Source organism: Hominisplanchenecus murintestinalis, from assembly GCF_943193015.1.
In the GTDB taxonomy this organism is placed as follows: Bacteria; Bacillota; Clostridia; order Lachnospirales; family Lachnospiraceae; genus Hominisplanchenecus_A; species Hominisplanchenecus_A murintestinalis.
The window spans coordinates 157,296-168,533 of the sequence record NZ_CALPCM010000002.1 but is presented as its reverse complement, the minus strand read 5'-3'; the positions used below and the strand labels follow the sequence as shown (position 1 = coordinate 168,533).

At 46.1% G+C, this 11,238-nt stretch carries 11 protein-coding genes; 9 read left to right on the top strand and 2 right to left on the bottom strand.

Features of this window, described 5'->3' with window-relative positions:
• The first annotated feature begins 179 nt into the window (after positions 1 to 179).
• From asnS to NFR99_RS01830, 9 genes are all read left to right on the top strand, one after another.
• Positions 180 to 1,571 carry an asparagine--tRNA ligase gene (gene asnS, locus NFR99_RS01870; protein WP_251352422.1) on the top strand — a complete coding sequence of 464 codons (1,392 nt, stop codon included), beginning with the start codon at positions 180 to 182 and terminating at the stop codon, positions 1,569 to 1,571.
• 85 nt (positions 1,572 to 1,656) lie between these two features.
• Positions 1,657 to 2,352, top strand: a complete 696-nt coding sequence (gene vanR / locus NFR99_RS01865; protein WP_120480936.1) for a VanR-ABDEGLN family response regulator transcription factor — start codon at positions 1,657 to 1,659, stop codon at positions 2,350 to 2,352.
• Entirely contained in the window at positions 2,342 to 3,544 is a 1,203-nt protein-coding gene (locus tag NFR99_RS01860; RefSeq protein WP_120480935.1) for a sensor histidine kinase, read from the top strand. The genes vanR and NFR99_RS01860 overlap by 11 nt, the downstream gene beginning before the upstream one ends.
• Before the next feature lie 3 nt (positions 3,545 to 3,547).
• On the top strand, positions 3,548 to 4,345 hold the full coding sequence (gene srtB, locus NFR99_RS01855; RefSeq protein WP_251352420.1) for a class B sortase: 798 nt from the start codon (positions 3,548 to 3,550) through the stop codon (positions 4,343 to 4,345).
• Positions 4,346 to 4,435: 90 nt separating this feature from the next.
• Entirely contained in the window at positions 4,436 to 4,627 is a 192-nt protein-coding gene (locus tag NFR99_RS01850) for a DUF951 domain-containing protein (RefSeq protein ID WP_120480951.1), read from the top strand.
• 104 nt (positions 4,628 to 4,731) lie between these two features.
• Complete coding sequence (gene rpsF, locus NFR99_RS01845) at positions 4,732 to 5,019, top strand: 30S ribosomal protein S6 (protein ID WP_120480933.1); 288 nt, start codon at positions 4,732 to 4,734, stop codon at positions 5,017 to 5,019.
• Between the two features lie 18 nt (positions 5,020 to 5,037).
• Entirely contained in the window at positions 5,038 to 5,502 is a 465-nt protein-coding gene (locus NFR99_RS01840) for a single-stranded DNA-binding protein (RefSeq protein ID WP_120480932.1), read from the top strand.
• A gap of 45 nt (positions 5,503 to 5,547) precedes the next feature.
• Positions 5,548 to 5,811, top strand: a complete 264-nt coding sequence (rpsR, locus tag NFR99_RS01835; protein ID WP_120480931.1) for a 30S ribosomal protein S18 — start codon at positions 5,548 to 5,550, stop codon at positions 5,809 to 5,811.
• A gap of 162 nt (positions 5,812 to 5,973) precedes the next feature.
• Positions 5,974 to 6,585: a helix-turn-helix domain-containing protein gene (locus tag NFR99_RS01830; protein ID WP_120480930.1), complete on the top strand. Its 612-nt coding sequence runs from the start codon at positions 5,974 to 5,976 to the stop codon at positions 6,583 to 6,585.
• A 101-nt stretch (positions 6,586 to 6,686) separates the two neighbouring features.
• On the opposite strand, the gene NFR99_RS01825 is transcribed toward NFR99_RS01830, so the two are convergent.
• The gene (locus NFR99_RS01825) at positions 6,687 to 6,857 is read right to left on the bottom strand and encodes a DUF362 domain-containing protein (RefSeq protein WP_120480929.1); all 171 of its coding nucleotides are present in this window, start codon (positions 6,855 to 6,857) and stop codon (positions 6,687 to 6,689) included.
• A 152-nt stretch (positions 6,858 to 7,009) separates the two neighbouring features.
• Positions 7,010 to 11,074 (bottom strand): beta-N-acetylglucosaminidase domain-containing protein, encoded by a 4,065-nt coding sequence (locus tag NFR99_RS01820; RefSeq protein WP_251352418.1) that lies wholly within the window; start codon positions 11,072 to 11,074, stop codon positions 7,010 to 7,012.
• Positions 11,075 to 11,238 lie beyond the last annotated feature (164 nt).

Here is an 11,238-nt window from a genome sequence, read left to right as displayed (position 1 = left end):
ATAAATCGATTGATTTCACGGGAACTGGTTCAAGGATTTGTAGTATCGAGCATTTTTATATGCTCATGAATAATTCATATTGATAAAGCTGTCAGCCAACGCCCACACAAAGTCTTGCATACATTCCTTTTATGGGATATACTAAATAGAAAATAGCTATGGAACAAAGGAGCTCGATTATGGAATTGACGACGGTTAGAGAGATTTTCAGGAACAGGGAAGAGTATCTGGGGAAGGAAGTCACGGTGGGCGGCTGGGTGCGCAGCGTCCGTGATTCAAAGACGTTTGGATTTTTGGTACTGCATGACGGCACGTTTTTCGAGCCGCTGCAGGTTGTATATCATGATAAGATGGAAAATTTTGCGGAGGTATCGAAGCTGAATGTAGGCGCCGCAGTGATTGTGAAGGGAATCCTGACGCCGACGCCGCAGGCAAAGCAGCCTTTTGAAATCCAGGCGGAGGAAGTGACGGTGGAGGGCGCGTCTGCGCCGGATTATCCGCTGCAGAAGAAACGCCACAGCCTGGAGTACCTGCGGACGATTTCGCATTTAAGGCCGAGGACGAATACGTTCCAGGCAGTATTCCGTGTGCGCTCGCTGATTGCGTATGCGATTCATCAGTTTTTCCAGGAGAGGGATTTTGTGTATGTCCACACGCCGTTGATTACAGGCAGCGATTGTGAGGGCGCGGGCGAGATGTTCCGGGTGACGACTCTGGATTTGGAGGATTTGCCGAGGACGGCAGACGGGAAAGTGGACACTGGTAAAGACTTTTTTGGCAAGGAGACGAATCTTACGGTGAGCGGCCAGCTCAACGGTGAGACTTATGCGCAGGCGTTCCGGAATATTTATACGTTCGGACCTACGTTTCGGGCGGAAAATTCAAATACGACCCGCCATGCGGCAGAGTTTTGGATGATTGAGCCGGAGATTGCGTTTGCGGATTTGAAGGATGATATGATGCTGGCGGAAGCTATGCTGAAATACGTTATCCGCTATGTGCTGGAGCATGCGCCGGAAGAGATGAATTTCTTTAATTCTTTTGTGGATAAAGGGCTTCTGGAGAGGCTGAACCATGTGGTGGATTCGGAGTTTGCACATGTGACTTACACAGAAGCGATTGAAATTCTTGAGAAAAATAATAAAAACTTTGATTATAAAGTTTCCTGGGGATGCGATTTGCAGACAGAGCATGAGCGCTATCTGACAGAGCAGGTATTTAAGCGCCCGGTATTTGTGACAGACTATCCGAAGGAAATCAAGGCGTTCTATATGAAGCTGAATGAGGACGGAAAAACCGTGGCGGCTATGGATTGCCTGGTTCCGGGAATCGGTGAGATTATCGGAGGAAGCCAGAGGGAGGATGATTACGAGAAACTGACTCAGAGGATGGACGAGCTGGGATTGAAGAAAGAAGACTACGGTTTCTATCTGGACTTGAGGAAATATGGTTCTACCCGCCATGCAGGATTTGGGCTGGGCTTTGAGAGGTGCGTGATGTACCTGACCGGAATCGCGAATATCAGGGATGTTGTTCCATTCCCGCGTACAGTAGGAAATTGTGAATTATAAGCAGGAAAGCCATCTTGAAAACATTTTCGGGATGGCTTTGAACAGATACGCAGACATATAAATAAGGAGCACAGGGAGGAACACCATGGGGAGCAGGATACTGATTGTAGATGACGAGAGGGAAATCGCGGATGTTGTGGAACTGTACCTGAAAAATGAGAACTATGAGGTAGAGAAATGCTATAATGGAACAGATGCACTCCGCTGTATTGAAGAAAATACGCCGGATATGGCATTGCTGGACGTGATGCTGCCGGATATCGATGGTTTTACAATTTTGCAGAAGGTAAGGGAGAGGCACACGTTTCCGGTAATTATGCTTACGGCAAAGACGGAGTATATGGATAAGATTAACGGCCTGACGCTGGGGGCGGATGATTATATCGCGAAACCGTTTAACCCGCTGGAGCTGATTGCGCGGGTGAAGGCGCAGCTGAGACGGTTTACGAAATACAATGAAAATGGAAGGCCGCAGGAGGATGTGCTCGACTTCGCGGGACTGGTGCTGAACCGGAGCACCCATGAATGCACTTATAATGAAAGAGAGCTGACGCTGACGCCGATAGAGTTCGATATTCTGTGGATTCTCTGCGAGAACAGAGGACAGGTGATCAGTTCAGAGCAGCTCTTTGAACAGGTCTGGAAAGAGAAATATTACAAGAACAGCAACAATACGGTGATGGTTCATATCAGGCATCTCAGGGAGAAGATGAGCGGGCCGACAGGAAAATCTGACTTTATCAAGACAGTCTGGGGAGTGGGATATCGCGTTGAAAAATAATTACCGAAAACTGAAATGGCGCCTGATGCTGCGCACAGGCCTGGTGACTGTGCTGGCATTGTGTATCGGATATATGATTGTGGAGCTTCTGGTGGATGGTATTTTCCAGCAGCGGTTTCCGGAGCTGGTCATCCGTTTGCTTATGTTCTTTGATTTGAGCAATGCGGAAGCAAATACCTTGTACGGAAGGATCTTCATGGAGCACAAAGATTTGTTTCTGGTAGCCGGGTTCATGATGCTCTTTCTGATTTTCTTTTACGTGGCAATTTCTAAGGTCACGCATTACCTGGATCATATTGGCGAGGAGATAGACAATATCCTGAGCGATTCGGATGCGCCGGTGACGCTGGAGCCGGAACTGCGTCCGATTGCAGAGAAGCTGAATACGTTGAAAATGACGCTAAAGCGTAAAGACAATGCGGCGATGGAGAGTGAGCAGCGCAAAAATGATTTAGTGGTTTATCTGGCTCATGATTTAAAGACACCGCTTACTTCTACGATTGCGTATCTGACGATGCTGGACGAGCAGCCGGAAATGCAGCCGGAGGAGCGGGCGAAATATATTCATATCGCGTTGGAGAAGTCTATGCGGCTCGGAGAACTGATTAGTGAATTTTTTGAGATTACCAGGTTTAACCTTCAGGATATCGTATTAGAAAAAGGGAATGTGAATTTATCGATTATGCTTGAGCAGCTGGCAGATGAAAGCTATGCGGTGCTTACAGAGAAGAAGCTCACCTGCTCGATTCACACCGACGACGGGCTGATTGTGTTCGGAGACCCGGACAAGCTGGCGCGGGTGTTTGACAATTTGCTGAGGAATGCGATTGCCTACAGTTATCCGGGGACAAATATTGATATTCAGGCGTATTGTGACCTGAATACGGTGGTGATTACGTTTACGAATCAGGGAGAGCAGATTCCTCAGCAGAAGCTGACCTCGATTTTTGAAAAGTTTTACCGGGTGGACAATGCCCGCTCCAGCCAGACGGGGGGCACAGGGCTGGGGCTTTCCATAGCAAGGGAAATTCTGGAGGTGCATGGAGGAACGATCGAGGCGTCCAGTACCTATGCCAGCACAAAGTTTACTGTGCGTCTGCCCAGATATCATGAGGAGCCTGTATTAAAGCGGAAGAGAAGCGCGAAAGCAGAGGGAAATGACGGTGCGGCGATTCGCACAGACAGGAGGTAAACGATGGCAAAGGAGAAGAAAAAAAGGAAGCGCACAGTGGGAGATATCATCCGCACACTGATTCTTATAGTGGCGCTGGGGGTGTTCTGCTATTCGGGATATCAGCTTTATACGATTTATGCCGTGTATAAAGAGGGAGAAGACGAATATGACGCTTTGGCGGATCATTATGTCAAAGAAGAAACAGCCGAGCCGGAGCCTGAAGAGCTCAATGGTGAGCTGGTCATGAAAAGCCCGGTGGATTTTGACAGCCTGTTAGAAATTAACCGTGAGATTATCGGATGGCTGAAAGTGGAAGCGCTGGACATCAGTTATCCGGTGGCGCAGGGCGAGGACAATGATTTTTACCTGCATCATACATTCCAGGGGACGCCGAATATCGCAGGGTGTATTTTTCTGGACTGTGAAAATAAAAAGGATTTTACCGACAGGAATTCTGTCCTGTATGGGCACAATATGCGGAATCTCTCAATGTTTGGGAAGCTGAAGCAGTTTCGTGAGGAAGGAACCATAGATAAGAGCCGGTACTTCTGGGTTTACACGCCGGAAAGAATCTATAAATATGAAATTTTTGCCTGCCATGAGGTGGGATATACCAGCAAGACATACCAGCTTACCTTTAAAGATGATGATGATTTCATGGAGTATATAAAAGAAGCCTTTGACCATTCGGTGATAAAGAGCAAGGCGTCTGTGAGTACGGAAGATAAAGTAGTAACGCTTTCTACCTGCACAGGGAATGAGACGACCCGGTTTATCGTGCAGGGGAAACTGATTGAAGAGTATAAGACGATAAAGTAAGGCGGCGGAAGTATAGCTGCCTGGCGTGGCGGGCAGAGGAGAAGACGCTGGCTGTTGTCCGGTAAACCGGACAGAGCGGAAAGGGGACAGATGGCAGGGTATGAATATGAAGTGGGCGATGTGGTCAAGCTGAAAAAGAAGCATCCCTGCGGGAGCCAGGAATGGGAAATCCTGCGGGTAGGGGCGGACTTCCGGCTGAAATGTATGGGCTGTGGGCATCAGATTATGATTGCCCGGAAACTGGTGGAAAAAAACACCAGAGGACTGCAGAAAAATACTTGAAAAGCCTGTACTTTTATGATAAAATCGACAGATGTGATATATTACTAAATTCCTTGTTCCCTGTTATGGCGGGGGGCCAGAGACCATAAGGAGGTGCGAAGAGCATGAACAAATATGAATTAGCCGTTGTTGTCAACGCAAAAATCGAGGATGATGCAAGGACAGCTGCCGTCGAGAAAGTGAAAGAGTACATTACTCGTTACGGCGGAGTCATTACGGATGTTGATGAGTGGGGAAAGAAAAGGCTCGCTTATGAAATCCAGAAGATGAGAGAAGGATTTTACTACTTCATCCATTTCGAGGCAGAGTCATCTGCTCCGGCAGAGATTGAAAGACATGTCCGCATTATGGAAAATGTCATCCGTTATTTGTGCGTTAGACAGGATGCATAGATAGAGAAGAGGAGAAAAATGAACAAAGTTATATTGATGGGGCGTTTGACCAGGGATCCGGAAGTACGCTATTCTTCCGGAGACAGTTCTATGGCAATCGCCAGATACACATTGGCAGTAGACCGCAGGTTCAGGCGTAATGGAGACGGGGAGCAGACCGCAGACTTTATCGGCTGCGTGGCTTTCGGAAAGAGCGCGGAATTTGCAGAGAGATATTTCCGTCAGGGTTTGAAAATTGTAGTAACCGGGCGTATTCAGACCGGGAGCTATACAAACAAAGATGGTCAGAAGGTCTACACCACAGATGTGGTTGTGGAAGATCAGGAGTTTGCAGAGAGCAAAGCTGCTTCCATGTCAAATGGCGGAGGCGGCGGATATGAACCGTCAGCCCCGGCGCCGGCAAGGCCGGCTCCCAGTGCGGCGTCAGGGGATGGATTTATGAATATCCCGGACGGTATCGACGAGGAGCTGCCGTTTAATTAAGAGTATAAAACGTTCTGGAAACAAAAATAAAGGAGGGAAACACAGATGGCTTTTAACAGAAATGATAGAGGCGATTCTCCGATGAAGAGAAGAGGCGGCCGCAGAAGGAAAAAAGTATGCGTGTTCTGTGGTAAAGAGAATAACGAGATTGATTACAAGGATGTAAATAAATTAAAAAGATATGTATCTGAGAGAGGAAAAATCCTTCCCAGAAGAATTACAGGAAACTGTGCAAAGCACCAGAGAGCTTTGACTGTAGCTATCAAAAGAGCACGTCATATCGCCCTGATGCCATATGTTCAGGACTAAGCATGTAAAGGATTTCGAGTATGTAAGAAACGCCTTGCGGTTGTGCCGCAGGGCGTTTCTTTGATTTGTGGAAACAAAGGGAAACATGTCAGAACTTGCGATATGTTATCCATTCCCCATGAGGAAAAATATGGTATACTTTTGGGGTAAGGAGGGGAGTCAATGAGCGAAACCAGGTATATGATTTCTGACATGGCAAAAAAGGTGGATGTGGAGGCCCATGTTCTTCGGTACTGGGAGGAAGAGCTGGACATAGGAGTTTCAAGAACCGAGCTGGGGCACCGTTATTACACAGAGGAGGATATCAGATTATTTCGGAAAATCAAAGAACTAAAGGAAAGGGGGCTTCAGCTGAAGGCAATTAAGGTACTGGTTCCTGAACTGAAAAAGAAAGAGGCGGAGTCTTTAGAAAAAGAAGACACTGCAGGTGAAAAGATAATTGTCCTGGAGAAAAAGAAGAGTGAAAAGGAGCAGGCAGAAACGCTTCCGGCAATCGGGCCGGATCCGGACAAGCTTAAACAGTTTGAGAGTATCGTTACAGGAATTTTCCGCCAGGTTGTCCAGGATAATAATGTGGAACTGGAAGGACGGATTACAGACAGCGTGGTTAAGGAGATGAACGTACTCATGCAGATTCGGGAGGAACGGGAAGAAGAGCGGTTCCGCAGGCTGGATGAGACGATTCGGACATATCAGAAAAACCGCCAGCTGGTGGCGGCAGCAAAAGAACCTATTGTTAATAAGAAAAAATGGCGTCACTTTTTTAGGCTGTGAAAAAGAGACTGGTGTGCAGTGTGCTTTGCCCATATAGTAAGGAGGGCGCTTCGCACTGTATACCAGCCTCTTTATGTTTTTGTCGTGTGCCTGGATGTTGACTATTCAGCGGAGATAGCACTTGTCGGGCATTCAGCTTCGCAAGTACCGCAGTCTAAACATGCGTCAGCATCAATTACATATTTTCCATCGCCTTCGCTGATAGCGTCTGCAGGACAAACACCTGCGCATGTTCCACATGCTACGCACTCGTCAGAAATTACATATGCCATAATAGTATCCTCCTTATGTTTTCGGTTTAAACTTGTTTGTCAAGCTCATGATTCATTTTAATACATTTCATGCTATTATACAAGAAAAATCTTTATGAAATTATTGGGTCGGCAGCGGAATGCTGCCAATCCGATAATTTCTGCCGGTTATACTATTTAATCTTTTTTTGTCCCCGCTTTTTGAAGAGTTTTGTATATGATTTTTTCTTGCTTTTTGGAACTTTAATGGTTCCTTTTTTATAAGTTTTTAGCAGAGCGTCCTTAGCGACTTTTTTCAGCACTTTACTTTTGACGATGATTGTTTTCAGCTTTTTGTCATTGTAAAATGCTTTCGTTCCAATGGTGGTGATATTTTTTCCAATGGTAACGGATTTCAGTTTTTTCATGCCCGCAAATGCTTTTTTTGACACACTTGTTACCGTGCATACTATGCCTTTTACTTTTGCTGTTGCCGGAATGGTTACTTTTGTCATGCTTTTTGTCTTAACACCGTAAACTTCTACTTGTTTCTTTGCAGCGTCTGTTACCCGGTAACGCAGATTTTTCCAGATATCGGTATCCCCTTTCTTTATCGTGTCTTCTGTCGGGGCAGGAGGCTTTACGGATGGGCCTCCAGGTGTTTGTACGGGAGGCTTTACGGATGGGTCTCCGGGTGTTTGTACGGGAGGTTTTACGGATGGGTCTCCGGGCGTTTGGCCAGGAGGGTTTTCCGTATTATTTCCGTCTGCCAATATAAGCTCTTTTTCTGCTTTCTGCAGCGCCAGGAGCAGCCTTTTTACTGTAGCGGTGTCGGCATTTTCTGAAACTTCTGCTGCTGCGTGGTATGCAAGTACGAAAGTGTTCCAGCTGGTTTCTGTGTATTTGCTTCCTCCTGCATCAATGAGAGTCTTTGCACTGGTTACGGCGTCAGCCAAATCTTTTTTTGCCTGTTTGTTTTCTTCCTCCGCTTCTTTTTGGAGAACCAGGCTTCCGGCAGCTTCGTATATAGATTTGAGCGCTTCGGCTTTATCCTCGGCGGAAGCCGACTGCTCAAGGAGTTCTTTTGCCGCGGTTATTGCTTGTGCAAAATTGTTGTAAGATTCCGGTGTATACAATTCTTGCTTTGTTTCTTCTTCGGCAGCGGCTATGATTGCCTGCAGCTGTTCAGTATCGGTTCTCTCTGTTTTTTTCGTGTAGGTTTCGTAGATGACGGGACCTTTTTCTTTCCACTCAATCTTTACTTCATTTACCGGACCGTAGAACAGCAGATTTTCAAATGTATTCAGACTGTTAGAAAGAGTTCCTATATAATTCCATTTCCCGGCGTTCGTGCGGACAAACACTTTTGCATCAGAGATTACGGATGCATCCTGTAAGACGTATAAGGAATCAGCAGAGCCTGCGTCGATGCGCCAGGTCAGTTCCCCGTTTCCTTCTGAGGAGACGAAGGAGGTTAGGATAGAACCATCCGCAGCCTTTGATGCTTCATGGCCTTCTTTGCCTTCCGGTGTGGCAAAGATGCTTCTGGTTCCGGCATTGTTCTGCAGGGAGATGCCTGCCAGGTGGAAAGATATGTCCTGACTGTTCTTGTTTATCAGGCGGATATATTTTGCATCTATGGATTCAAAAGAGTTTTCTACCGGATACCAGTCAAATCCATTATAACTGTATTCAAGCGCCAGTTTGTCCTTGTTCGTATAATCAGCAGTCAGAGATGTAATCTCTCTGGCTTCTGTAAATGCCATTCCAATGTATTCTCCTGATTTCAAAGTAAGGTTTCCTTCGATTTCAGGAATCCCTGCAGTCGTTTTATCTATATCTGTCGGGTATTCTTCAAAAGCATCTACATTGGTGTAGACGAAAGTTGCCAGCGGCCGCGTGGTAACCGAGAATTCTCGGATAGAATACCATTTTCCGGTGGCGGCAGTTGTCCTCAGACGGACGTAACGTGCGTTTATAGACTGAGAGAGTACGTTTTCTTCAATCACATTTGTGCCGTAAGTGCCAATAGATGTCCAATGTTCATTATCCAGGGAATACTCCAGTACGCCGGAAGTAAAGATATCTCCATCGCTATTTGTCCGTCCCTGCAGGATACGGATAGTGTCTAATTTATAAGCGTCCCCTAAATCCAGCCCAATATAGGCATTTGCAGACACAGTAGTATTAAACCAGGCGTAAGTGTTATCCATACCGTCAATGACTTTTTCGGCATCGCCTTCATAGAAACCGCCAAGGCCCTGATAAAACAGGCTGCTTTCTGCTGATGTGATGGTATCGCTGAAATTGCCGTTCAGGACTTCCAGTGCCGCCTCTTTTAAGGAAGTGTCCATTTCCCGGGCAAAAGGCATGATTTTCATGGCTCCGGCTTCTACCATGTGCGTCGTGATATATTGAGTGTCTCCGTCTTTTGTCAGAAGAGGAGATTCGCAATTTTTAGAGGCTTTGTAGTTATTAATTGCAGTGAGATAGCTTCCGCAGACTGTGTCCGCATCATTCTTTTTCAGCGCCAATGCTGTTTCGACATAGCCGACACATGCTTTTGAAATATAACGGAGGGAGTCAACCCAGGGCTTCATTTCAACTTTGAGATTTTCGTTTGTGCCGTTTTGCTGGAATTCATCGGCGGCAGTAATAATTTTTTGGAACTGTTCTATCAAAGCCGTGCCGCTTGCGGTGATGTCCCGGTCAGCGTTGTAGTCATTTGTAAACGCAGTAATGTACGGTTCAAGCGCGGTTGACTCGCCCATAGATGTGATACCTCCCGGGCTTGGATTCGTCAGATGCCGGCAGAGTTCCGTTAATGCTTCGGGCGCTCCAGCATCAATATATTTAAATCCGTCTTCCCAGCTGGTAAAGCAGGAAAAATCAGAAGTATTCCATGCAAAGTCTGCAATTGCAAACAAGGATGTTTTAGATGCTTCTGCCTGCTGTAAAGGATTGGTAACGATACCGCGGAAGTCTGTCAGGCCGGGACTCAAAATTCCCTCTTCTGCCGGTCCCATGACAAGACGCTTATGGTTTACGTCGTTTACAGGCCAGTTCAGCCACATAAAAGCTTCCTTTCCGGCTTTGCTTTTAAAGTTTGTAAAAGTGTTCTGTGACGCCGGATGGCATACCCATTCGCCTGTCCACATCAGCTCTACATCTGTAAGATTTTTAAAATAGTTGAAATAAGTAGATACTGTATAGCCGCCGCCCCAGCTTGCTGCTGCAGTGCAGTATACCTGAGGGACAAAGACCAGGTTATACGTGCCGTCATGCTCCTTGACCCATGCGGACATATCCCGGCAGAGGTTTGCCTGTACTTGGGCGTCGCTTACGGCATCATCTGCGGAGATGACGAACTGGCGCACGCCGGCATCGTAGAGCTGCTGGAACTTATTCTTTACGATTTGCAGGCTTTCGTTATAGTTTGCAGAAGTAATCTTATCATGCATAAATGGATGAATAGCCCAGGCAAAACGGCATTTTGACGCTGTTCCTGCCGCTACCATTTCTCGGATATCTTCTAACTTGTCATCGGGATATAAAGTTCTCCAGTTACTGTTATGGTATTCGTCGTCCTTGGGCGCGAAAATGTAAATATTCATCTTGAAGTCGCCGCCGAATTCCATCAGGCTGATACGGTCCTCTACGCTCCAGGGTATTCCGTAATATCCTTCGATAAAGCCCCGATACTGCCCGTCGGCATAATCCTCTATCTGAAGTTCCCGTACTGTGGCGCCTTCCGCCTGGTTTATAATCAGTTTCAGGGTGCTTAAGCCATAAAAAGCTGCATCCGTATCTTTTCCCAGAACAGCAATCACATTATCTTTAATGCTTAATACATATGCATCTTGTTTGTCGAATAATTCTGAATTATAAGTTATATTATTGTCAAACCATTGTTCTACAGCTCCGCCGGATCCCTTTGTGCCTGCCAGGACATTTAGCGTGCCGCTTGCTACATTGTCTGTACGTGTCCCCGTAATGCTTTTGAGCTCCAGGATATCGTTGAGACGGGTAATTGTCGCCGTATCTATTGTGTTTTCAATCACCAGGTTCGCTGTGTTTCCCAGTTCCAGTACATCTGCCCCATAAGAAATACCTTCGTGGGGCATAGGGTAAATTTCATACTCTTGTGTGCTGGCTTCTGTTTCTGCTGCTTGTGTTTTCAATTCTGCTGCCGGAATTCCTGTAATAAATATTGCCGCCGCCAGCAGAAGACTGAAAAGTTTTTTTGCTTTTCTTTTCATTGCTGCCCTCCTTTATATAATTATTACAAATATTGCGTAAAATATTTAATAAAATTGTGCAATATTGTTATGTTTATTATAGGAGTCTGGAATGGCTTTGTCAATTGGCAAAAAAATTTTTATAAAGTGTTTTGCAGTATATAGAAAGAAGTTTCGCTGTACAA